This window comes from Lentibacter sp. XHP0401, from assembly GCF_025751535.1.
Taxonomy (GTDB): domain Bacteria; phylum Pseudomonadota; class Alphaproteobacteria; order Rhodobacterales; family Rhodobacteraceae; genus Lentibacter.
Map to the genome: position 1 here is coordinate 108,198 of NZ_JAOWLC010000003.1, position 21,056 is coordinate 129,253.

The following is a 21,056-nucleotide window of genomic DNA, read 5'->3' on the forward strand; positions in this document are numbered from 1 at the left end:
AGCCCGTTAACCTTTCAAAACGCAGGGGTAACAAAAGCAAAACGGGCCTATGCTACACTGCACAGACCCGCTTGATTTTATTAGGTTTTCAACCCTCGAAAGGATTATTTGAACCGACGATTCCGTGTTGCAAGAAGCTTGAGGCGAAGCGCGTTCAACTGGATGAATCCCGCCGCATCTTTCTGGTCATACGCACCGGCATCATCCTCAAATGTCACATGCGCCTCCGAGTAAAGCGAGTGGTCCGACCAGCGGCCAACGCAAGTCGCCGCGCCCTTGTAAAGCTTGAGCTTCACTGTGCCGGTCACATGTTCCTGGCTTTTATCGATCGCCGCTTGCAGCATTTCGCGCTCGGGGCTGAACCAGAAACCATTATAAATAAGCTCTGCATAACGCGGCATCAGACTGTCTTTCAAATGCCCCGCACCGCTATCGAGCGTGATCTGCTCAATCCCGCGGTGCGCTTCAAGCAGCACAGTCCCCCCGGGCGTCTCATAAATCCCGCGGGATTTCATGCCAACAAAGCGGTTCTCGACAAAATCAAGACGGCCAATCCCGTGCTTCCCGCCCATCTCGTTGAGCTTGGTCAAAATCGTCGCAGGGCTCATAGCCTCGCCATTGATGCTCACAGCATCGCCGCGCTCAAAGCCCACTTCGATGTATTCCGCCTCGTTCGGCGCATCCTCGGGGCTCACCGTGCGCTGGTAAACATAGTCAGGCGCCATCTCGGCAGGGTCTTCCAAAACCTTGCCTTCGCTTGAGGTGTGCAGCAAATTCGCATCCACCGAGAAAGGCGCTTCCCCACGCTTGTCCTTGGCAATCGGAATCTGGTTTTTCTCAGCAAAATCAAGAAGTTTGGTGCGGCTGGTCAAATCCCATTCCCGCCAAGGCGCAATCACCTTGATGTCGGGGTTGAGCGCGTAGCAAGCCAGCTCGAAGCGCACTTGGTCGTTGCCCTTTCCCGTCGCCCCATGGGCCACAGCATCCGCACCGACTTCCTCGGCGATCTCGACAAGGCGCTTGGAAATAAGCGGCCGCGCAATCGACGTGCCAAGCAGGTAAAGCCCTTCATAAACAGCATTCGCACGGAACATCGGAAAGACAAAATCACGCACAAACTCTTCGCGTACATCCTCGATATAGATGTCTTTCACACCCATCATCTCGGCTTTCTTGCGCGCAGGTTCCAGTTCTTCGCCCTGGCCCAGATCGGCGGTAAAGGTCACGACTTCGCAGCCATATTCCGTCTCAAGCCACTTGAGAATGATGGAGGTGTCCAGACCACCAGAATACGCAAGGACAACTTTTTTAGGAGCCGACATGATGATTTCCTCTTGTCTTGTTTGCCGCGAGGTAGCGCTTTTCGCGCGCCTCTGCAAGCGCAGCCCCTTGCTTTGCGGGCCATCGTGGTAGAATAAAACCGGATGGATAATATCAAACCCGCCTCCCGCCAGATCGCTCAAGCTCTCCGCAACGTGTTCGAAGCCACCCCGCTTCAACGCAATGCCCACCTGTCCGAGATCTATGGGGCCGACATTTTTCTCAAGCGCGAAGACCTAACCCCTGTGCGCTCCTACAAAATTCGCGGCGCATTCAACGCCATGACCAATGCCATGAAGGGCCGCGACACCTCGCCGCTTTTTGTCTGCGCAAGTGCGGGGAACCATGCTCAAGGCGTTGCATTCATGTGCAAATATCTCGGCGTGCGCGGACGCATTTTTATGCCTGTCACAACCCCCAGCCAGAAGATCATGAAGACAAAAACCTTCGGTGGTGCTCTCATAGAGATCCGACTGGTAGGCGATTACTTTGATGAAACCCTCGCCGCCGCAAAGGCCGATTGTGAAAGTGAGCAAGGCATCTTCCTACCCCCGTTTGATGCAGAAGACGTGATTATGGGCCAGTCCACGGTCGCTGCCGAAATTGAAGAACAACTCGGCCAAGCGCCTGATCTCATCGTGCTGCCCGTCGGCGGGGGCGGCCTCTCCGCTGGCGTAACATCCTACTTCGGCAACGAGGCTCACTACGCCTTTGTCGAGCCATCAGGCGGCGCCTGCCTCGCCGCAGCACAAGAAGCTGGCAAGCCCGTTTCGCTTGAGCGTATCAACTCTTTTGTCGATGGTGCCGCCGTGGCCGAGATCGGCCAACTCACCTTTGAAAAGCTCCGCCCTTACAAAGACGAGGTTCACCTGCAGATCAATGAAGACAGGCTCTGCACAACCCTCATCGAAATGCTCAATGTCGAAGGCGTTGTGCTTGAGCCCGCAGGCGCGCTCACCATCGACGCGCTCAAGGATATGCACGAGGAAATCAAAGGTAAAACCGTGGTCTGCATCGTCTCTGGCAGCAACTTTGATTTCGAGCGTTTGCCTGAAGTCAAAGAACGCGCTCAGCGCTACTCCGGCCTCAAGAAATACTTCATTCTGCGGATGCCCCAGCGGCCCGGCGCGCTCAAGGATTTTCTCGGCTTCCTCGGCCCGCACGACGACATCACCCGCTTTGAATACCTCAAGAAATCCGCGCGGAATTTCGGATCGGTCCTCATCGGGATCGAGACAGACACTCCCGAGAGCTTCGAGCGCCTAATGCGTTTGGCGAATGATAAAGGCTTCAGCGCGCGCGACATCACGAACGATGAAGTGCTGTCGTCATTCCTTGTCTAAAAGCTGTCCTTTGGTCAGCGTAAAGCCCGAAGCAATCCAGGCCCGCTCCGTCCGCTTGAGCGCATCGCCAAGCGCTTTGCCCTTAAGGTGCGGCAGGTCTTTCGCCGTCAAAGGAAACCGCTGCGCAGCAGCCGCATCAAGCCTTGCCATGTCAGCAGCTCCACCTAGCAACGCCACCCTTACAAGCAAGGCGTTCCGTGCAGTATTTGCATCGGTGCGGTAAGCCAGTTCCTCGGCGCCCTGATCACTCCATGCAAAGCGCCTCACTATGTCAAACAAGCGCTGTTCTTTCTTGGAAAGCCGTAGAGACATCTCCCCCGAAAAAACCAGAAGAGCAGCCAGCCGCACCACAGGCTCGACTCCACCACCAAGCTCCAGGAAGCGCTGTAAAACAGGCAGGCTTGCGCCGCCCACAATCCGCGCCAGAACGCCGGCCTCTTGCATCAGGTCCAGCACATCTATCAGCTGATCAGAAGCCAGCAGTTTCAGCATCTCAGCCGTCTGCCGTTCAACCGAAACATGCCGTAAGCCATAGCTCAACCTTGCGGCTGCCTGCGCGGCGGCAGGGTCGATCCCTTTTGCGCCAAAGCCCAGCTGCGCCGCAAATCGAAAGAGCCGCACGATGCGCAGATAATCTTCCCTTATCCGTTGATCCGCAGCGCCAACAAAGCAGATCTTGCGCGCTTCAATATCGGCCATCCCGCCTGTCGGGTCAGCGAGGTTGCCCATGCGGTCTGCATAGAGCGCATTCATCCGAAAATCACGCCGCGCCGCATCATCTTCAAGACTGTCGGAAAATGCGACGACAGCATGCCGCCCATCTGTATCTATATCCTTGCGAAAGGTCGTAACCTCAAGCACAGATCCGCCGCCGACCACAGTAACAGTGCCGTGTTCAAGCCCCGTTGGGACAGACTTCATGTCCAGCGCCTTGGCTGTTTCAATGACAGTATCAGGTCGCGCACTTGTGGCGATATCAAGGTCTTTCACAGACAGGCCAAGCAGCGCATTTCGCACGCAACCGCCGACGAAATAGGCCTCATAGCCATCCGCTTCCAGCGCCGCCAAAAACGCTTGGGCGGCTTCATCTTCAAGCCATTTGCCCGAAACCTGTGTCACCCTGAAATCCGCTCCGCCAAGCCCAGCGTCATACGCGCTGTCGCGCCCCAAATATAATGCGGGCCATATGGAATTGTGTAGTATTTTCGAAACGCACCGCGAAACTGGCGCCCCTGCACCGAGTAATTCGCCGGCTCTATCAAATGTGAAAGCGGCACGAAGATGATTTCCTCTACCTCGCCAGCGTCGAGCACTGGCTCAAAAGGGTTTCGCACAAATCCAAGGATAGGCTGCACTGTAAACCCTGTCACCGTCAGGTGCTCCGGCAGCGCTCCAAACACATCAACCGTTTCAGGCGGCAGGCCGACTTCCTCATACGCCTCGCGCAAGCTGGCGGCCTCTACCGAAGCATCACTCGCCTCAACCTTTCCGCCCGGAAAAGCGATCTGCCCGGGGTGATGTCGTAAATGCTGCGCCCGCTTGGTGAGGATCACATTCAAAGCACCCTCCCGCTCGATTAATGCGATCAAAACGGCAGCGGGGCTTTTTATTCCGTGCTCAACAGGGATGACATCCGGGTTCAGATCATAATCAGACGAGACCGCTCCCGCCTTGGCCAGAGCGGCCTTTATCTGCGCGATCTGTTCCAAAGCCCTATTTCGCCGCTAAGCCGACCGTGGCAGGATCAAGCTCGAAATGGCGGTTACAGAACTGGCAGTCAGCGGTGACTTTTCCGTCTTCTGTTGTCATCTTTTCGATGTCTTTCACCCCATAGATCGAAAGGCTCTGGCGCACACGCTCTTCCGAACAAGTACAGCCAAATTGAACATCTTTGGGTTCGTAAACCGCAGGCTCTTCTTCGTTGAACAGCCTCCAAACAAGCTCAGGCGGGGAGACATAAGGCCCAAGCAATTCAAGGCCTTCGACCGTGTTGAGCAGGATGTTCACCCTGTTCCAGTCTTCATCCTTGCGTTGCGCATGATCACGCTGTTCTTTCTCATTCTCGGGGTCACCCCCCTCGCTCTTGAGCGATTTGGGCAAATGTTGCAAAAGCATACCCGCCGCACGCCATTGCGTGCCAGTGTCTTTCATATAGGTCTCGCCATGCTCGACAATCAGCTTGGTCGCGATCTGCTCGGACGCGGCAAAATAGCCCTCAGCGGCTTCGGCAATAGAGCTTCCATCAAGACCAGACAGCGCCTTATACGGCGTCGCGCCTTTGCCCTGATCAATGATAACCGCAAAGTAGCCTTTACCCAGCTGATCAAAGGGTTTTCCATTCGTGATCCGCGCCCCGTCATAGCTGGCATAAGCACGAATGCTTGCGGGTGCGTCAACCTCGGCAGGTGCAAAATAGTCAGTCGCAATCATTCGCACGGGCCCATCTGTCTGCACTTGCAAAGACAGCTTCCATTTCGGCTCAACCATACTTCCCAGCAATGCAGTGATGATCACCATTTCAGAGATCAATGACTCAACTTGCTTAGGGTAATTATGCTGCGAAAGGATATCATTAACCGTCTGGTCAAGGCGTACAACTCTGCCGCGGCAGTCTGATACACGCAGCTCAAAAGGCAGGATTTTCTCATCCCAGTTTATGTTCGAAGCGTCTTCCATAGGGGCCACCCAATCTCTCTGTTCGCCCAGCACCTAATAGCGCAGGCCCAGTTGCGCAAGACAACAGATCAGGTTTCCTGGCTCGCAAACTCCAGAAGAATGGCCGAAATATCATCCGAAAAATCTCGCGCGCCAGCAAAGCTATCGAGCTCGAACAAAAGCGCATCAAGCAAACACGGCCCCCGCTTACCGCGCCAGTTATTCATAAAACGCACGATATTTTCATCATCATAAAACTCGTCGGCTTCATTCATACATTCGGATACGCCGTCGGAAAGCACCAACAGTCTGTCACCCGCAGCAAGCTGTAGCTCGAACTGATCATAACTCGCATCTGCCATCAACCCGACAGGCAAACCGCCTCTGCCAACAAGCTCGACAGAACCGTCAGCCCGCTGAACAAGCGGGTGCGGATGGCCTGCCTGGCTGACCGTCACCTTGCCAGTCGAGAGATCAACTGTGGCATAGACAAGCGTGAAGTAGTGCTCGGTTGTCATCTCTCGCAGCACAAGATCGTTTAGTCGTGCGACCACCTCACTGGGCGCGATAGGCACAAAAATACCCTCGGCGCGGCGTTCAATAGCTATGTTCTGCTCCTTGGAAGCGGACGACATATAACCAGCCAGTCTTGCAGTCATAAGAGCAGAACTGATCCCGTGCCCCGAGACATCAATTGCAAACAATCCGATTTCATGTTCGTTGATAGGAAAATACCCGACAAGATCACCGCCTACATGCCCGCTCGATTGTAACATCAGTGAAATCTGGGCAGCGCCAAAGTCTTTGAAGCGCTCGCGCACTAGCGATTGTTGCAACTGCTTTGCTTCGATCAGGTCATTGTCAATGATCGTATAAAGCGTTTTCAGCTCGTCCAGCGTTGTGTTGATAAGCTCGTTCTTCCGCGTCAGTTCACGCTCCATAGTGAGAATACGCTCCCCCGCGACGAGCCTCGCACGCAGCTCTGCAGCGCTCACCGGCTTTGTCAAAAAATCATCTGCACCAGCATCAAGTCCCTGCGCGATTTCGGTTTTGTCGCTTTTCGAGGTGAGCAAGATAAAATAACCGAATCGTTCCGATTTTAATCCCTTGAAACGGCGCCAGAATTCGATTCCGTCCATGCCCGGCATCATCCAGTCACTAATCACAAGATCTGGCTGGGTAATTTCGCAAAAGGCCAACGCCTCGTCGCCGCTAGACACCTCGGCAACACGATATCCCCACTTCTTCAAGCTCGCGCGCAAAATACTTCGCTGCAAACGACTATCATCCACGACAAGCACAAGGTTGCTTTCGTGTTCATGTGTCTCAACAGATTGCCGGTCGCTGTGCATATCCAATACCTTGAACGCCTCGCGCTCTTTTCCAGAATTGCACCATAGCCCACCCAAATTAAGCTCTGATGAAAAAAACCGTTCTCCTTTTAGTGTTCTTTTTGCATTCCGTTAACTTCCTGAAGCTATGCTCGCTTGGGAGTAAAAAGGTGTGCATCCATGATCAACTGGGACAAGGTTCAGGAACTTCGTGAAGACATTGGCGAGGAAGACTTTAGCGAAATTGTAGATGTCTTTCTTGAGGAAGTTGAGACGGAGCTTGAAGCTTTGCCCGGGACGCCGCGCACGGAACTTGGGGCAAGCATGCACTTCCTCAAGGGTAGCGCGCTAAACCTCGGGTTTCACGATTTTTCAGAAAAATGCCGCATTGGCGAAATACTGGCCACCCAGACGAGGGCTGATGAAATTAATATTTCAGAATTACGGGCCTGCTATGCAACTTCAAAGGCCCATTTTTTACAAAATTACAACATCAGTAAATCAAAGTAAGTGCAGATTCGTCTTATAGCTGCTAAATAATTTCTCAAAACAACGATGAGCAATTAAAATGCGGGCAATCACTCTCCTTGGGGCGCTCTTATCACTCATGCTTTTCGCAGGGTGCTCTTCCTCTAAATTTCACAACTACAACGGGCCAGAAGTGACACATGTTGTCGTGCAAAAAGAAGCCCGTAGATTATACTTGCTAAATGGATCTCAGGTTCTCAAAAGCTATAAAGTTGGCCTCGGTTTCAGCCCTGAAGGACACAAAGAGGTCGAGGGTGACGGGCGGACACCTGAAGGCAACTACATTATTGATCGCCGCAACCCGAACAGCGAGTTTCACCTCTCTATCGGCATTTCCTACCCTAATGTTGAAGATATCGAGCGCGCTCGCGCGCTTGGGAAAAGCCCGGGTGGCGATATTTTCATCCATGGCCGACCCCGGAAATATAGAGACGGCGGGCGCGATTGGACGGCCGGCTGCATCGCCGTCAAAGACCGTCACATGGAAGAAATTTACGCCATGGTCCGCGACGGGACACCTATCTCTATCCGCAAATAAACCTTGATGGTCGTCATGGGAGGGCTCAGCCGCCCATGACGAGCGTCCACCAAATTTTGCCATTGCTTTCCTGGTACCAGGCGAAACCGAGGTTTGTTGCGCGCTTGTCGAGCAAGATTGCACGGGTGTCGGACTTCTCCATCCATGCACCGAGCGTTTCAAGCTCGGTCTCATAGGTCTCTGAAATCAGTTCGCCCACCATCACACCAGGATAACCACTACGGCTCACTCGGTCGATCGGCGAGGAGCCATCGGAACCAAAGTGCCATGGGCGGTTTTGCGCCGACATGTCACGCGCGTGGGTTGCTGCCGCAGCATTCAATTGGGCGTTCATCTCAACTGCTGGTGCACCAGCAGCCTGACGGAGTGAATTCACCGAATCAAGTATGCGAAACTGAATTTTTCCAGTCGAGCTATTGGAAATGCGATAGAGCTTGGGCAACGGTTTACCATCTGCACCCAGCTGTGACGTTGTTGTACCTGTTGTGCACCCTGCAAGCAGCACCACTGAAACAAGAAGAGAAACAAAAAAGCGCATGACGCTCCTTTCAAAGAAATTTCGCCCCCCGCTTTAACGCTGAATCGCCAATCAAGCAAATGCAGTTATGCAACGAAACGCTCATTACAAAGGTTTGAATTGCGAGTGGCACTTTATCGCCATATACAAAGTGTTGAACATTTTACCGGAGAAAGTCCGATGTCCCAGTTTAAAAATTCTATGAGTCGAAGAGGTTTTCTCGCTGGCTCCACATCCCTTTTAGCCGCACCCGCTATCGCTCAGTCTTCTTCTGTGAATGGCGAAGAGACAGTTGAAGTTGAACGCGACCTTAGCGAAGTTGTTCGCCGTAACGTTTCAAGCTTTCGTTCGCTGAACTGGGAGCCCTACTTCAGCAACCTCAAAGGCGGGGCATGTCTTGTTGATACAACCTCACGCGCCTTGCACTTCTGGTCGGAAGACCAATCTGTATATAAACTCTACCCAACAAGTGTGCCGTTGACAGAAGACCTAACGCGCCTCGGCCGCACATCTGTTGTGCGAAAAGTAGAGGGGCCCAGCTGGCGTCCAACACCCTCTATGCGCAAACGCAACCCCGAATGGCCCGAATTCGTCGGTCCCGGACCAGACAATCCACTCGGAACTCATGCGCTTTATCTTTCGTGGACATATTATCGCATTCACGGCACCCACGACACGCGCAAAATTGGCCGCCGCTCCTCAAATGGATGCATCGGCCTTTACAACGAGCACATCTCCGAGCTGTACGCTTTAACCAAAATTGGCACACAAGTGTTGCTAATTTGACGATATCCTAGCGTCGTTCCACCGTTCTTAAGCATATTCGGTTTGCAAAGCGCCCATTTTGCTGGTTAAAAACAAATTACGTTATATGTCTTGGGGCACGGTTTTGCCGTCAATCCAATTTCTGGAGGAAAACATGAAAAAACTCGTAATCGCGACTGCATTTGTTGCCGCAGCTTCTGCTGCTTCAGCTGGCGGTATGTCAGATCCAATCATCGAAGCACCAGTTATCGTTGAAGAAGCGGCTGGCTCTTCAGGTGGTATGGTAATTCCACTTCTTCTTCTCGTTGTCGTAGCGGCAGCAGTAGCAAGCTAAGCTTTCTTCCTTAGGGAAGAAATCTAAAGAAAACGGCAGCCTCGGGCTGCCGTTTTTTATTTTTCAGGTCTTTATTACCAGCCTTGAATATTCTCTTTAATGAGGTCAGCAAGAAACGCGACGTGCTCTTCGCCAGCATTCAGGCAAGGGATATACTCGAACATCTCGCCACCTGCCTCCTCGAATGCTTCTTTGATCTCTTCGTTGATCTCTTCCAGCGTTTCGATGCAATCGGCAGAAAAAGCTGGTGCAACAACTGCAATCCGCTTTTTGCCATCCTCTTCAGCCAAACGAGCGACTTCTTTGACAGTATAAGGTTTGAGCCACTCCTCAGGGCCAAACACGGATTGGAAAGTCGTAACGATATCAATATCACTCCAACCAAGGCGCTCACGTAAAAGGCGCGTCGTCTTCTGGCACTGGCAATGATAGGGGTCACCCTCCATCAGATAGCGCTTAGGCATTCCGTGATAAGAGACAACAAGCGTTTCGGGACGCTCACTCATCGCCGCAACTGATGTTTCAATCGAGCGCGCGAGAGCTTCGATATACCGCTTATCATCAAAATATCGCGCCACTGTACGCACAGAAGGTTGCCATTTCTCCTTCATCAATGCGCGGAAAAACTGGTCATTGGCCGTGGCCATAGTTGCGCCAGCATATTGTGGATAAAGCGAGAAGAAGAGAACTCTGTCACAGCCCTGCGCTATCATTTCGGCAACCTTGCTATCAGTCGATGGGTTTCCGTAGCGCATACAGAAATCAACCAGCACTTCACCGCCATATTCTTTTTCGACCAAGGCCCGCACAGCTGCTGTCTGCTCTTTGGTGATGGTCATAAGCGGGCTCTCGCCCTCGGCTTCATTCCAGATGGATTTGTAGGCCGCGCCACTTGCGAACGGACGTTTGGTGAGAATGACCAGTTGCAAAAGTGGCTGCCACTTCCAAGGTGCATAATCAATGACGCGGCGATCTGACAAAAACTCATTCAAGTAACGCCGCATTGACCAGTAATCATAGTTGTCTGGCGTCCCTAAATTGGCCATCAAAACACCAATCTTCGGTTTCCGCACCTCAGGGTGATCAGCAGGCAAATGGCTTGCATCAAATTCAGCTTGAGTCAGTTTTTGCATCTAGTCATCACCATTCTTTGTAAAAGTATCGGTTTCAGGCAACCTTATTTCGTTGGTCTTCAGGGCATCTGCAAGTCGTGATTGTGCTGATCCGGGGCGAAGCGGTTTCTGTTGGCTTTCGTGTGGGGTCCATCCCGTAAGAAAAACGATCTCGAAAGTCGCCACGATTCTCCCCGCATCATCGGAAAAATGCTCTTTGTAAACTTCATCACCAAGGCGAAACAATTCTCTCTGTTCAAATTTACGTTTACGCAGAGCAAGCGCATTAGTCTCTCCCATACGCCGCAGATCATGAGCCAGATGAAAAATACTTTCGTAGCTGGCTGTAAGCGTGATTTTATCCGCAACAGGAAGCGCAAATCCGGCTCGCTGCATAAGCTGCCCCAAGTCACGGATTTCGCCCGTCATCGCAACGCGCGGGCTAAGCCCACCTGTCAGCACTATCTCGGCTTCGCTGAGCGATTTGCGTAACTCCTGCAGCGTATTGCCGCCAAACATGCAGCCGATGAAAAGCCCGTCTGGCTTCAGCGCGTTACGAGCTTGGATAAGTTGCCCTACAATATCGTTCGCCCAATGAAGCGACATAGCGTGCAAGACCAGATCGTGTGACTGCGGCTTGCAAGCGAGCGTTTCCTGATCGTCAATTTGATCAAACGAGGGGAAGGCTCCGGACCAAAGCTCATTTTGATCCGATATTAAAAGCGGCTTGGTAAACGCTCTGTTAACCAAGTCTAACCGATACTGAACCTCGTCAATCGCAGCGGCGTGAGCGAAATCTGCCTCGGTAAGGCAGGCTCTCTTGCGGCGCTGCTCAAGGGCGCTGCGGTCAGTGTGAAGATTACGGTTTGTCATGAGGTAGGAATATGGGCTGGCGATCAGGGATTCAAACACTTGTTCAGACTCTTTATCCGACAACATGCTTGAGCTGCGGCACGGGTGTTGAAGGTGATTCGGGCTTATGCAGCAAATGTTGGCTTGGCTCGAACTTTATCTCTGGCCTCGTTTGCAACGCCTGCGGAAGCCCTCTGCCCGGATTGTCAGAAGCCGACGAGCTCTGCGACGATTGTATCGAAGCCCCCCGAAAGTGGACTGCCGCACGCGCTACGTTTCTTTACAAAAACGATGCAAGGAAGTTGGTATGGGAACTGAAGTATGCAGACCGCGCCGAGATCGCCACAGCCGCAGGGCCATGGCTTGTGAAGGCTTTACAGCCAATTTTGCCTGAAAATCCACTTATTGTGCCCGTTCCATTGCATTGGACGCGGTTGTTCAAACGAAAATACAACCAATCTGAACTGCTATCTGCCAGCCTTGCCAAGAAAGGCAATTATCAGCACATGCCCGCCCTGTTGAAGCGCGTGAAGCGCACGCCAACGCTACTGGGGCTCAACCGCGAAGAGCGCGAGGCTTGTTTGAAGGATGCAATCATCTTGCGCAAAGACCTCGCTGCTAGGGTTGCAGGACGAAATTTAGTGCTTGTCGATGACGTTATGACCACCGGTTCAACTCTTAACGCCGCGGCCGAGGCCTGTCTTTTGCACAATGTCGCAAGCGTAAGGGCAGTTTTTCTGGCACGTGCCTCAAAGAATGACTAGGTTCTGGCCCAACATCTAGTTTTGAGGGCCACATGTCACAGATCGAAATATATTCATCGCCGCTTTGCGGCTTTTGCCATGCTGCCAAGCGCCTTTTGGATAGCAAGAGCGTCAGCTACACTGAATACAACGTCTTAACCGACCCGAAGCTCAAACCTGAAATGATCGAGCGGGCCAACGGTGCACGTACTGTGCCGCAAATTTTTATTGATGGCGTTGGCATTGGCGGCTGCGATGATCTCTTCGCTCTTGAGAAAGCTGGCAAACTTGACGGATTGATAGGCAAAAGCTGATGAAAACCGCTCTTGTTCAGCTTACTTCTACAGAAGTCCCCGCTGACAGCTTGGCTGCCTGTGAGCGACTCGTGCTTGAAGCTATTGAACAGGACGCAAGTTTCATCCTGACACCGGAAGTCTCTAACTGCATCGCACCATCAAAAGCCGTTTTGACAGAGGTTCTTTGCCGTGAAGAGGATGACCCGTTTCTGGCCCGCATGCGTGCGATTGCCGCGAAGGCAGGCGTTTGGGTAATGATCGGTTCACTAGGCGTAAAAAGCGAGAAGGTGGCCGGAAAGTTTGCCAACAGGTCTTTTTTGATTTCGCCAAAAGGAAAAATCGAAGCGAAGTATGATAAAATTCATATGTTCGATGTCGATATTTCCGAGAGCGAGAGCTACCGCGAGAGCGCAACTTACGAGCGCGGCGATAAGGCCGTTCTGGCTGAAACGGACATTGGCAAGATCGGCATGAGCATTTGCTATGATCTGCGCTTTCCGCACCTCTTTCGCTCGCTTGCACAGGCTGGCGCCGAGATACTCACGATCCCTGCTGCTTTTGCCGAAACAACAGGACAAGCTCACTGGCATGCCCTGCTTCGTGCCCGTGCCATCGAGAATGGTGCCTATGTTATTGCTCCGGCACAAACGGGTACTCACTACGAAAAAGATGGAAAAGAGCGGCGCACATATGGACATTCACTTGCTGTTTCACCATGGGGTGAGGTGCTTGTTGATGCTGGAACCGAAACGGGAGTGACCTGTTTTGAACTCGATCTAAGCGAAGTTGCTAAGGCGCGTAAGCGTGTGGGCTCACTTACACAACTCAGCGTATTTGAGGCGCCGCAATGAACAGCAAGCAAAGCTCCCTCGCAATTGCTCTGATCAGCGAAATTCTCGCTACCGACCAACTCCTGCGCAGTAGGCTCACGCGGGTATTACCGGCAGGCATGGAGATTTCGCATTTTTCTGTGCTTACGCATCTGGCCTACACAAACGCTGAAAAAACACCCGCCCAGCTTGCCAAGACATTTCATGTCACCAAAGGAGCTATGACCAATACCCTCAACAAGCTTCAGTGGGCGGGCTATGTTCATATCCGCCCCGATTGGGATGATGCGCGACGCAAAATGGTTGCGATCAGTCCCGCGGGCCGCCAGGCACGTGATACAGCGCTGTCAGCGATTGAACCCATGATCAAAACACTGGTTGATGAAAAGGGCGCAGAAAGCATCCGCGCGGCCTTGCCTGTGCTGCGCGATATGAGACTCAAGCTTGAGAGCAACGATTGATCACGCGGGCTTTTTGGCCGCAGTCACATAATTCACGCTCAGGTCACGGTCTGAAATTTTCCAGTTCCAACTGACGGGGTTGAAAACAAAGCCCTTACGATCAAGCGGTTGCATGCCAGCTTTCTCGATAAAGCCGACCAGTTCGTCAGGCGTGATGAACTTGTTCCATTCATGCGTTCCTTTGGGCAGCCAGCGCATCACATATTCCGCGCCGACAATGGCCATCGCAAAACTTTTTGCATTGCGGTTGATCGTCGAGCAGATGTGCAGGCCCTCTGGTTTGAGCAGATTTGCACATTCGTTAAGGTATTCTTGCGGGTCGGCGACATGCTCGACCACTTCCATATTCACGACCACATCAAAACGCTCGCCAGCCGCCGCCAGCGCCTCAGCTGTGACTGCCCGATAATCAATCTGAAGACCCTCTTGCACAGCGTGCAGCTTAGCCACCTTGATGTTTTTCTCGGCGGCATCCGCACCCAACACATCTGCGCCAAGGCGTGTCAGTGGCTCACTCAAAAGCCCTCCACCGCAACCGATGTCAATGATCCGCAAGCCCGTAAACGGCGCAGGCTCTGACAAATTGCGATTGAACTCCGCTGCGATTTGCTTCGTAATATAGTCAAGCCGGCATGGGTTCATCAGGTGCAAAGGGCGAAACTTGCCGTTCGGATCCCACCATTCGGCAGCCATCGCCTCAAACTTGGCAAGCTCTGCTGGATCAACTGTTTTGGTCTGATTTTGCATAGTCGGGCCCTCAAATTGCTCTGATACGTCTGGAAAGATACGACATGCACGAATCCGCAGATGAAAAAAGCATTCGGGCGCGACTGTATCCCCCAGTCGAGCCGTTTGATAGGCGGATGATCGACGCAGGGGAAGGGCACACCCTCTATGTTGAGCAATCAGGCAATGCCAAGGGTGTTCCTGTTGTTGTTCTGCATGGTGGGCCAGGTGGCGGATGCAGCCCTGCGATGCGGCGCTTTTTCAATCCGCATCACTACAGAATTATTTTATTTGACCAACGCGGTTGCGGGCGATCAAAGCCGTTTGCCTCAGTGGAAAACAATACCACATGGGATCTGGTGCGCGATATCGAGACGATTCGCAAAGAACTGGAAATTGAGAGTTGGCATGTTTTCGGCGGCAGCTGGGGCGCAACACTTTCGCTGATTTATGCCATTGAACACCCCGAAACTGTAAAGTCTCTCACTCTTCGGGGAGTTTTTCTGGGGCGGCAAAGCGAACTTGACTGGTTTTATGGTGGCGGCGCTGGAGCATTTTGGCCCGATGTCTGGCAACGGTTTTTAGAGCCGATTCCCGAAGCAGAGCAGGGTGACCTGATCGCAGCCTATCATAAACGACTCTTCGGCAATGACGCGCGCGAAGCTCTCACGTGTGCTCAAGCGTGGACAGCTTGGGAAAACACCCTCGCTTCAATCCATTCAGAAGGGGCCTTCTACGTTCCGAACAATGCCTTTTGCCGTGCGTTTGCTCGACTTGAGAACCACTATTTTCACAAAAAGCTCTTTTTGGAGGGCGACAATTTTATTCTGGAGAACGCTGCCAAAATTGCGCACATCCCGACCAAGATTGTTCAGGGCCGCTATGACATGATTTGCCCGCCCGTTTCAGCACATGCGCTTGCAACCGCGCTCACAAAAGCAGAACTGCAAATTGTCGGCCTTTCTGGCCACGCACTATCCGAGCCGAGGATCAGCGCAGCACTGGCAGAAATCATGGATGATATTGCGCAACAAAGCTGACTGATTCGGCCTTGCATCCCACAGTCTTTCAGACTAGATACCCTTCAACAGCGGCGTGCTGGCTTCCAGCGCCCACCGATAGTTTCAGCGGGCCGCACGGCCCGCTTTTTTGTTTGAGCGAAGTAAAATGTCGAACCTGATTGCAAAATCTGCCAAAGATCGGCGCATGGCCGAAATCGTTGCCCCCGTCATTGAAGACATGGGCTTCGAACTTGTGCGTCTACGCCTTATGAGCGGCGAAGTAGAAACCCTTCAGATTATGGCCGAGCGCCCTGAAGGTGGTATTGAAGTGGATGATTGCGGCGCAATCTCAAATGCTGTCAGTGCTTTGCTTGATGTCGAAGACCCGCTTGCTGACGCCTATAACCTTGAGGTTTCCAGCCCCGGGATTGACCGCCCCCTGACGCGCCTCAAGGATTTTGAGACATTTGAGGGCTTTGAGGCCAAAGTCGAAACCGCCGAGATGATCGACGGCCAAAAGCGCTTTCGTGGTGTGCTTGCCGGCGTTGAAGATGACGAGGTTTTACTGACCATCGAGCAAGGAACCATTGGTCTCAAGTTTGAATGGCTTGTCGAAGCCAAACTCATCATGACTGACGAGCTGATCACAGAAATGTTGAGACAGAGAAAAGCAGCCGGCGCTTTTGCAGACGGTGAAGAAGTAGATATCAAAGAATCGCCTGAGTCTGAGGAGGACGAATAAATGGCCATTACATCAGCCAACCAGCTTGAGCTTCTGCAAACAGCCGAGGCAGTCGCCCGCGAAAAAATGATTGACCCCGTGCTTGTTATCGAAGCCATGGAGGAAAGCCTCGCACGTGCCGCCAAGAGCCGTTACGGTGCGGAGATGGACATTCGTGTTACGATTGACCGTAAGACAGGCAAAGCCACATTCACCCGCGTGCGCACGGTTGTCGACGAAGAAGAGCTTGAAAACTACCAAGCCGAAATGACCGTTGAGCAAGCAAAGCTTTATCTTGATGATCCAAAAGTCGGCGACACATTTGTTGAAGAAGTACCTCCCGTCGAGATGGGACGTATTGCCGCCCAAAGCGCTAAACAGGTAATCTTGCAGAAGGTTCGTGAGGCCGAGCGTGAGCGCCAGTTCGAGCAATTCAAAGACCGTGCAGGCACAATCATCAACGGTGTTGTGAAGCGCGAAGAATATGGCAACGTGATTGTCGATGTAGGCAGCGGTGAAGGCATCCTGCGTCGCAACGAGAAAATCGGCCGTGAAAGCTATCGCCCGAATGATCGTATCCGCTGCTACATCAAAGATGTGCGCCGCGAGCAACGTGGGCCACAGATTTTCCTCAGCCGTACAGCGCCCGAGTTCATGGCAGAGCTCTTTAAAATGGAAGTGCCCGAGATTTATGAAGGCATCATCGAGATCAAGGCCGTTGCCCGCGACCCGGGTTCACGCGCCAAGATCGCTGTGATCTCTTATGACAACAGCATCGATCCTGTCGGTGCCTGCGTTGGTATGCGTGGCAGCCGTGTTCAGGCTGTTGTCAACGAACTGCAAGGCGAGAAGATCGATATCATCCCGTGGAACGAGGATATTCCGACCTTCCTTGTGAACGCGCTTCAGCCCGCTGAAGTTTCGAAAGTTGTTTTCGATGAGGAAGCCGAGCGCATCGAGGTAGTTGTTCCAGATGAGCAACTCAGCCTTGCGATTGGTCGCCGTGGCCAGAACGTACGCCTTGCCTCTCAACTGACCTCGCTTGAAATCGAGATCATGACAGAAGCGGAAGAATCAGAGCGCCGTCAGAAAGAATTTGAATTGCGCACCAAGCTCTTCATGGACAAGCTCGACCTCGACGAATTCTTTGCACAACTCCTCGTTTCTGAGGGTTTCACCACGCTCGAAGAGGTTGCTTACGTTGAAAAGGACGAGCTTCTTGTAATTGACGGTGTTGATGATGATACGGCCAGTGAGCTTCAAGCTCGCGCTCGTGACATTTTGGAAGCAGAGGCGAAGGCCGCAATGGAAAATGCCCGGGCGCTTGGCCTTGAAGACAGCCTTGCAGAATTTGGTGAAATGACGCCCCAAATGCTTGAAGCACTGGCAAAGGACGATGTGAAAACACTGGAAGACTTCGCCACCTGCGCTGACTGGGAGCTTGCTGGCGGCTGGACAACAGTTGACGGCGAGCGCATCAAAGATGACGGCATTCTTGAGCCCTTCGAAATCACTCTTGAACAAGCCCAAGACCTCGTAATGACAGCACGCGTTCAGCTTGGTTGGATTGATCCAGCCGATCTTGAGACAGGTGAAGATGAAGACGCCGCTAACGAAGATGACGCGATGTGAGCAAGGATAACGATGACAACCGAAGCTGTGACCACAGGCAAAAATTCACAAGATGCGGTGCGCAAATGCATTGCAACTGGAGAATTGCGGCCTAAATCAGAGCTACTGAGGTTTGTCATTGGGCCTGAGCAGGTTTTGGCCTTTGATGTTGCGGGCAAGTTACCTGGCCGTGGCATTTGGGTAAGCGCAACGAAAGATGCGCTTACCCTTACCACAAAGAAAAACCTGTTCAGCCGGTCTGCAAAGACTCAGGTTTTTCTCCCTGAAGGACTTGAACAGTGGGTAGAAACCGCGCTTGTAAAAAGGGTGGTCAGCCTTTTGGGGCTTGCCAGAAAGTCTGGCGGAGCTGTGACAGGCTCGACCAAGGTAAAGGACTGGGCCACAAGTGAACGGGCCAGTATTCTGTTTCAGGCGAGCGATGGATCGCCACGTGAAAAATCGAAGATTCGCCTTTGGGGCGACGGAAAAACATTTGAATGCCTAACGCGACAAGAGCTTGGGGCCGCCTTCGGGCGAGAATTCGCAGTTCATGCGGCCTTAGATGCTGGAGGTTTGGCCTCACGTGTTATAGAGGAAGCAACAAGACTAGAGGGCTTTCGGCCCGCCGCGCCCGATGGGCGCATGAAAGGATGAGTATATCGAATGAGCGATAGCGACGGCAAAAAGACACTTGGTCTCCGCGGCGGTCCGCGGTCCGGCAATGTAAAGCAAAGCTTTAGCCATGGCCGCACCAAGAATGTGGTGGTTGAAACGAAACGTAAACGCGTTGTCGTTCCCAAACCTAATGTTGCGGCCTCAAGCGCAGGTGCGGGCGAGAAGAAGCTGAGCACAGCTCCGAGCAATCGCCCTGGCGGGATTTCGGATGCAGAGATGGATCGGCGCCTGAAAGCTGTTCAAGCGGCCAAATCTCGTGAGGCGGAAGAAGAAGAGCAGCGCGCCGCTGAAGAAAAGCAGCGCGAAGAAGAACGCATGCGCCGCCGGCAAGAAGCCGAAGAAAAAGAGCGCGAGGAAAAAGAGCGTGAGGAACGCGCGCGCGCCAAAGCCGAAGATGACGAGCGCAAGGTGCGTGAAGCAGAAGAGAACGCCAAGCGCGCCTCTGCTGCGCCTGCGCCGGATGCTGAAACCGGTCGCTCAGCTGCCAAACCGTTGGCAGACCGTCGCAAGCAACCGGAAAAAGAGCGTGACGATCGCACAAAAACCGCCAAAACACGCGGTGATGAAAGCCGTCGCAGTGGTAAGCTGACGCTCAACCAAGCACTTTCAGGTGGCGAAGGCGGACGGCAACGCTCCATGGCCGCAATGAAGCGCCAGCAAGAACGGGCACGCCAGAAGGCGATGGGCCAGAACGTCGAGCGCGAGAAGATCGTACGCGAAGTTAAGTTGCCCGAAGCGATTGTTGTCAGCGAGCTGGCCAACCGTATGGCCGAGCGTGTTGCAGATGTTGTGAAATCGCTCATGAACATGGGCATGATGGTTACGCAGAACCAAACGATTGATGCCGACACAGCCGAGTTGATCATTGAAGAGTTCGGTCACAAGGTTGCGCGCGTATCAGATGCTGACGTTGAAGATGTTATCAAAGAAGTGGCTGAAGATCCCGCCGATCTGAAACCGCGCCCACCTGTCATAACCATCATGGGTCACGTCGATCACGGCAAAACCTCGCTTCTCGACGCGATTCGCGATGCAAAAGTTGTTGCCGGTGAAGCGGGCGGCATTACGCAACACATTGGTGCCTACCAAGTCAAAACCGAGAGTGGAGCTCTGCTGTCGTTCCTCGATACTCCTGGCCACGCGGCTTTCACCTCAATGCGCTCACGCGGTGCGCAGGTAACAGATATTGTTGTGTTGGTTGTCGCTGCTGATGATGCAGTCATGCCGCAAACGATCGAGGCAATCAATCACGCCAAAGCTGCAAAGGTTCCGATGATTGTTGCGATCAACAAAATCGACAAACCCGCAGCCGATCCGAACAAAGTGCGCACTGATCTGCTTCAGCATGAAGTCGTTGTCGAGAAAATGTCAGGTGAAGTTCAGGATGTGGAAGTGTCCGCCATCACAGGCCAAGGCCTTGACGAGCTGCTAGAAGCGATTGCCCTTCAGGCCGAGATTCTTGAGCTGAAAGCAAACCCCGACCGCGCTGCAGAAGGTGCAGTTATTGAGGCTCAGCTTGACGTGGGTCGCGGCCCGGTTGCCACTGTGCTTGTACAAAAAGGCACACTGCGCCAAGGAGATATCTTCGTTGTTGGCGAGCAATACGGCAAGGTACGTGCGCTCATCAATGACAAAGGCGAGCGCGTTCAGGAAGCTGGACCGTCTGTGCCCGTCGAGGTCCTTGGCCTTAACGGTACACCCGAAGCAGGCGATGTTCTCAACGTGGTCAGCTCTGAAGCACAGGCGCGTGAAATCGCCGAGTACCGTGAAAGCGCCGCCAAAGAAAGACGCGCGGCGGCTGGTGCGGCGACAACGCTTGAGCAGCTTATGGCAAAAGCCAAAGAAGACAAGAACGTCACCGAGATGCCCGTTATCATGAAGGCTGATGTGCAAGGTTCTGCCGAAGCCATCGTTCAGGCTTTGGAAAAAATCGGCAACGACGAAGTGCGCGTACGGGTCTTGCATTCTGGCGTTGGCGCAATCACCGAAAGCGATATCGGTCTTGCAGAAGCATCAGGTGCTCCGGTATTTGGCTTTAACGTGCGAGCCAATGCACCAGCGCGCAACAGCGCCAACCAGAAGGGCGTCGAGATCCGCTACTACTCAGTGATTTACGATCTTGTGGATGATGTAAAACAAGCAGCCAGTGGCCTGCTTTCTGCAGAAATTCGCGAGAAGTTCATTGGCTACGCTGAAATCAAAGAAGTATTCAAGGTTACAGGTGTTGGTAAGGTTGCTGGCTGCCTAGTCACCGAAGGTGTCGCCCGCCGCAGCGCAGGTGTCCGCCTTTTGCGCGATAACGTTGTTATTCACGAGGGCACGCTCAAAACACTCAAGCGCTTCAAAGATGAAGTTGCAGAGGTTCAATCGGGCCAGGAATGCGGCATGGCGTTTGAAGCCTATGACGATATCCGCCCAGGCGATGTGATCGAGATTTTCGAACGCGAAGAAATTGAGCGTAATCTCGACTAGAGAGTAGCGGCATCGAACAAGCTAAAAGGCTGGCAGCACAAACTGCCAGCCTTTTTATTTTATCGATGTAACAGGCGTGCCTGAAAACTCTGTACTGCCTGTGCGGACAAGAACGTGTCCATTGGGCAAGGCCTTCACAAACAAGCCCTGCACAAAAATACAGCTACTGACCATAATCGTACACATAGCATTCCCCCAGTGCCATTTGTAAGCAAATCAAACAGC

The 21,056-nt window shown here is 52.9% G+C and carries 23 protein-coding genes and 1 pseudogene; 15 read left to right on the top strand and 9 right to left on the bottom strand.

The window, feature by feature from the left end; genetic code table 11:
- Window positions 1–104 precede the first annotated feature (104 nt).
- On the bottom strand, window positions 105–1,322 hold the full coding sequence (locus OE750_RS05340; protein WP_263762226.1) for an argininosuccinate synthase: 1,218 nt from the start codon (window positions 1,320–1,322) through the stop codon (window positions 105–107).
- 102 nt (window positions 1,323–1,424) lie between these two features.
- Here OE750_RS05340 and ilvA point away from each other — a divergent pair, with 102 nt between their 5' ends.
- The gene (gene ilvA / locus OE750_RS05345) at window positions 1,425–2,663 is read left to right on the top strand and encodes a threonine ammonia-lyase IlvA (protein ID WP_263762228.1); all 1,239 of its coding nucleotides are present in this window, start codon (window positions 1,425–1,427) and stop codon (window positions 2,661–2,663) included.
- Here the strand turns inward: ilvA and OE750_RS05350 are convergent.
- The 4 genes from OE750_RS05350 to OE750_RS05365 all read right to left on the bottom strand — a co-directional run bounded on the left by OE750_RS05350 (window position 2,649) and on the right by OE750_RS05365 (window position 6,670).
- Entirely contained in the window at window positions 2,649–3,782 is a 1,134-nt protein-coding gene (locus OE750_RS05350) for a CCA tRNA nucleotidyltransferase (protein WP_263762230.1), read from the bottom strand. The two genes, ilvA and OE750_RS05350, sit on opposite strands and share 15 nt — an antisense overlap.
- Window positions 3,779–4,372, bottom strand: coding sequence for an NUDIX hydrolase (locus tag OE750_RS05355; protein WP_263762232.1), 594 nt, complete (start codon window positions 4,370–4,372; stop codon window positions 3,779–3,781). The genes OE750_RS05350 and OE750_RS05355 overlap by 4 nt, the downstream gene beginning before the upstream one ends.
- A 4-nt stretch (window positions 4,373–4,376) precedes the next feature.
- Entirely contained in the window at window positions 4,377–5,339 is a 963-nt protein-coding gene (locus OE750_RS05360) for an Hsp33 family molecular chaperone HslO (RefSeq protein WP_263762234.1), read from the bottom strand.
- 68 nt (window positions 5,340–5,407) lie between these two features.
- A complete protein-coding gene (locus OE750_RS05365; RefSeq protein ID WP_263762236.1) occupies window positions 5,408–6,670 on the bottom strand; it encodes a PP2C family protein-serine/threonine phosphatase in 1,263 nt (420 codons plus the stop codon).
- A gap of 159 nt (window positions 6,671–6,829) precedes the next feature.
- On the opposite strand from OE750_RS05365, the gene OE750_RS05370 reads away from it, so the two are divergent.
- Complete coding sequence (locus OE750_RS05370; protein ID WP_263762238.1) at window positions 6,830–7,159, top strand: Hpt domain-containing protein; 330 nt, start codon at window positions 6,830–6,832, stop codon at window positions 7,157–7,159.
- A 58-nt stretch (window positions 7,160–7,217) separates the two neighbouring features.
- Window positions 7,218–7,715, top strand: a complete 498-nt coding sequence (locus tag OE750_RS05375) for a L,D-transpeptidase family protein (RefSeq protein ID WP_263762240.1) — start codon at window positions 7,218–7,220, stop codon at window positions 7,713–7,715.
- 25 nt (window positions 7,716–7,740) lie between these two features.
- Here OE750_RS05375 and OE750_RS05380 read toward each other — a convergent pair whose 3' ends face one another.
- Window positions 7,741–8,253 carry a CAP domain-containing protein gene (locus OE750_RS05380; protein ID WP_263762242.1) on the bottom strand — a complete coding sequence of 171 codons (513 nt, stop codon included), beginning with the start codon at window positions 8,251–8,253 and terminating at the stop codon, window positions 7,741–7,743.
- A 180-nt stretch (window positions 8,254–8,433) separates the two neighbouring features.
- Between OE750_RS05380 and OE750_RS05385 the strand changes: the two genes are divergently transcribed.
- Window positions 8,434–9,018, top strand: coding sequence for a L,D-transpeptidase (locus OE750_RS05385; RefSeq protein ID WP_412176203.1), 585 nt, complete (start codon window positions 8,434–8,436; stop codon window positions 9,016–9,018).
- Between the two features lie 133 nt (window positions 9,019–9,151).
- Entirely contained in the window at window positions 9,152–9,331 is a 180-nt protein-coding gene (locus tag OE750_RS05390; protein WP_263762619.1) for a hypothetical protein, read from the top strand.
- A gap of 74 nt (window positions 9,332–9,405) precedes the next feature.
- Here OE750_RS05390 and hemH read toward each other — a convergent pair whose 3' ends face one another.
- Both hemH and OE750_RS05400 read right to left on the bottom strand, forming a co-directional pair.
- Window positions 9,406–10,464: a ferrochelatase gene (gene hemH / locus OE750_RS05395; RefSeq protein WP_263762244.1), complete on the bottom strand. Its 1,059-nt coding sequence runs from the start codon at window positions 10,462–10,464 to the stop codon at window positions 9,406–9,408.
- On the bottom strand, window positions 10,465–11,382 hold the full coding sequence (locus tag OE750_RS05400) for an SAM-dependent methyltransferase (protein WP_263762246.1): 918 nt from the start codon (window positions 11,380–11,382) through the stop codon (window positions 10,465–10,467).
- On the opposite strand from OE750_RS05400, the pseudogene OE750_RS05405 reads away from it, so the two are divergent.
- The 5 genes and pseudogenes from OE750_RS05405 to OE750_RS05425 all read left to right on the top strand — a co-directional run.
- Window positions 11,328–11,471, top strand: a pseudogene (locus tag OE750_RS05405) (double zinc ribbon domain-containing protein); the annotation flags it as partial. The gene OE750_RS05400 and the pseudogene OE750_RS05405 sit on opposite strands and share 55 nt — an antisense overlap.
- Before the next feature lie 27 nt (window positions 11,472–11,498).
- Window positions 11,499–12,059 (top strand): ComF family protein, encoded by a 561-nt coding sequence (locus OE750_RS05410; RefSeq protein WP_263762622.1) that lies wholly within the window; start codon window positions 11,499–11,501, stop codon window positions 12,057–12,059.
- A 32-nt stretch (window positions 12,060–12,091) separates the two neighbouring features.
- Window positions 12,092–12,352, top strand: coding sequence for a glutaredoxin 3 (grxC, locus tag OE750_RS05415; protein WP_263762248.1), 261 nt, complete (start codon window positions 12,092–12,094; stop codon window positions 12,350–12,352).
- Window positions 12,352–13,185, top strand: coding sequence for a carbon-nitrogen hydrolase family protein (locus OE750_RS05420; protein WP_263762250.1), 834 nt, complete (start codon window positions 12,352–12,354; stop codon window positions 13,183–13,185). The genes grxC and OE750_RS05420 overlap by 1 nt, the downstream gene beginning before the upstream one ends.
- On the top strand, window positions 13,182–13,625 hold the full coding sequence (locus OE750_RS05425) for a MarR family winged helix-turn-helix transcriptional regulator (protein ID WP_263762252.1): 444 nt from the start codon (window positions 13,182–13,184) through the stop codon (window positions 13,623–13,625). The genes OE750_RS05420 and OE750_RS05425 overlap by 4 nt, the downstream gene beginning before the upstream one ends.
- On the opposite strand, the gene ubiG is transcribed toward OE750_RS05425, so the two are convergent.
- Window positions 13,626–14,372, bottom strand: coding sequence for a bifunctional 2-polyprenyl-6-hydroxyphenol methylase/3-demethylubiquinol 3-O-methyltransferase UbiG (gene ubiG, locus OE750_RS05430; RefSeq protein WP_263762254.1), 747 nt, complete (start codon window positions 14,370–14,372; stop codon window positions 13,626–13,628).
- A gap of 44 nt (window positions 14,373–14,416) precedes the next feature.
- Here ubiG and pip point away from each other — a divergent pair, with 44 nt between their 5' ends.
- The 5 genes from pip to infB all read left to right on the top strand — a co-directional run bounded on the left by pip (window position 14,417) and on the right by infB (window position 20,831).
- Window positions 14,417–15,391 carry a prolyl aminopeptidase gene (gene pip, locus OE750_RS05435; protein WP_263762256.1) on the top strand — a complete coding sequence of 325 codons (975 nt, stop codon included), beginning with the start codon at window positions 14,417–14,419 and terminating at the stop codon, window positions 15,389–15,391.
- 127 nt (window positions 15,392–15,518) lie between these two features.
- Window positions 15,519–16,094, top strand: a complete 576-nt coding sequence (rimP, locus tag OE750_RS05440; RefSeq protein WP_263762258.1) for a ribosome maturation factor RimP — start codon at window positions 15,519–15,521, stop codon at window positions 16,092–16,094.
- Window positions 16,095–17,705 (top strand): transcription termination factor NusA, encoded by a 1,611-nt coding sequence (gene nusA / locus OE750_RS05445; RefSeq protein ID WP_263762260.1) that lies wholly within the window; start codon window positions 16,095–16,097, stop codon window positions 17,703–17,705. It begins immediately after the preceding gene.
- Window positions 17,706–17,717: 12 nt separating this feature from the next.
- Window positions 17,718–18,338 (top strand): RNA-binding protein, encoded by a 621-nt coding sequence (locus tag OE750_RS05450; protein WP_263762262.1) that lies wholly within the window; start codon window positions 17,718–17,720, stop codon window positions 18,336–18,338.
- 9 nt (window positions 18,339–18,347) lie between these two features.
- Window positions 18,348–20,831: a translation initiation factor IF-2 gene (gene infB, locus OE750_RS05455; protein ID WP_263762264.1), complete on the top strand. Its 2,484-nt coding sequence runs from the start codon at window positions 18,348–18,350 to the stop codon at window positions 20,829–20,831.
- The last annotated feature ends 225 nt before the right edge of the window (window positions 20,832–21,056 follow it).

What these genes read in the sequence shown, in the direction of transcription:
- ubiG (WP_263762254.1), bottom strand. Translation starts at nt 14,372, where the DNA reads ATGCAAAATCAGACCAAAACAGTTGATCCAGCAGAGCTTGCCAAGTTT.
- OE750_RS05390 (WP_263762619.1), top strand. Translation starts at nt 9,152, where the DNA reads ATGAAAAAACTCGTAATCGCGACTGCATTTGTTGCCGCAGCTTCTGCT.
- nusA (WP_263762260.1), top strand. Translation starts at nt 16,095, where the DNA reads ATGGCCATTACATCAGCCAACCAGCTTGAGCTTCTGCAAACAGCCGAG.
- OE750_RS05385 (WP_412176203.1), top strand. Translation starts at nt 8,434, where the DNA reads ATGAGTCGAAGAGGTTTTCTCGCTGGCTCCACATCCCTTTTAGCCGCA.
- OE750_RS05400 (WP_263762246.1), bottom strand. Translation starts at nt 11,382, where the DNA reads ATGTTGTCGGATAAAGAGTCTGAACAAGTGTTTGAATCCCTGATCGCC.
- OE750_RS05375 (WP_263762240.1), top strand. Translation starts at nt 7,218, where the DNA reads ATGCGGGCAATCACTCTCCTTGGGGCGCTCTTATCACTCATGCTTTTC.
- OE750_RS05420 (WP_263762250.1), top strand. Translation starts at nt 12,352, where the DNA reads ATGAAAACCGCTCTTGTTCAGCTTACTTCTACAGAAGTCCCCGCTGAC.
- hemH (WP_263762244.1), bottom strand. Translation starts at nt 10,464, where the DNA reads ATGCAAAAACTGACTCAAGCTGAATTTGATGCAAGCCATTTGCCTGCT.
- OE750_RS05380 (WP_263762242.1), bottom strand. Translation starts at nt 8,253, where the DNA reads ATGCGCTTTTTTGTTTCTCTTCTTGTTTCAGTGGTGCTGCTTGCAGGG.
- grxC (WP_263762248.1), top strand. Translation starts at nt 12,092, where the DNA reads ATGTCACAGATCGAAATATATTCATCGCCGCTTTGCGGCTTTTGCCAT.
- OE750_RS05450 (WP_263762262.1), top strand. Translation starts at nt 17,718, where the DNA reads ATGACAACCGAAGCTGTGACCACAGGCAAAAATTCACAAGATGCGGTG.
- OE750_RS05340 (WP_263762226.1), bottom strand. Translation starts at nt 1,322, where the DNA reads ATGTCGGCTCCTAAAAAAGTTGTCCTTGCGTATTCTGGTGGTCTGGAC.
- pip (WP_263762256.1), top strand. Translation starts at nt 14,417, where the DNA reads ATGCACGAATCCGCAGATGAAAAAAGCATTCGGGCGCGACTGTATCCC.
- OE750_RS05370 (WP_263762238.1), top strand. Translation starts at nt 6,830, where the DNA reads ATGATCAACTGGGACAAGGTTCAGGAACTTCGTGAAGACATTGGCGAG.
- OE750_RS05360 (WP_263762234.1), bottom strand. Translation starts at nt 5,339, where the DNA reads ATGGAAGACGCTTCGAACATAAACTGGGATGAGAAAATCCTGCCTTTT.
- OE750_RS05425 (WP_263762252.1), top strand. Translation starts at nt 13,182, where the DNA reads ATGAACAGCAAGCAAAGCTCCCTCGCAATTGCTCTGATCAGCGAAATT.
- OE750_RS05365 (WP_263762236.1), bottom strand. Translation starts at nt 6,670, where the DNA reads ATGCACAGCGACCGGCAATCTGTTGAGACACATGAACACGAAAGCAAC.
- ilvA (WP_263762228.1), top strand. Translation starts at nt 1,425, where the DNA reads ATGGATAATATCAAACCCGCCTCCCGCCAGATCGCTCAAGCTCTCCGC.
- infB (WP_263762264.1), top strand. Translation starts at nt 18,348, where the DNA reads ATGAGCGATAGCGACGGCAAAAAGACACTTGGTCTCCGCGGCGGTCCG.
- rimP (WP_263762258.1), top strand. Translation starts at nt 15,519, where the DNA reads ATGTCGAACCTGATTGCAAAATCTGCCAAAGATCGGCGCATGGCCGAA.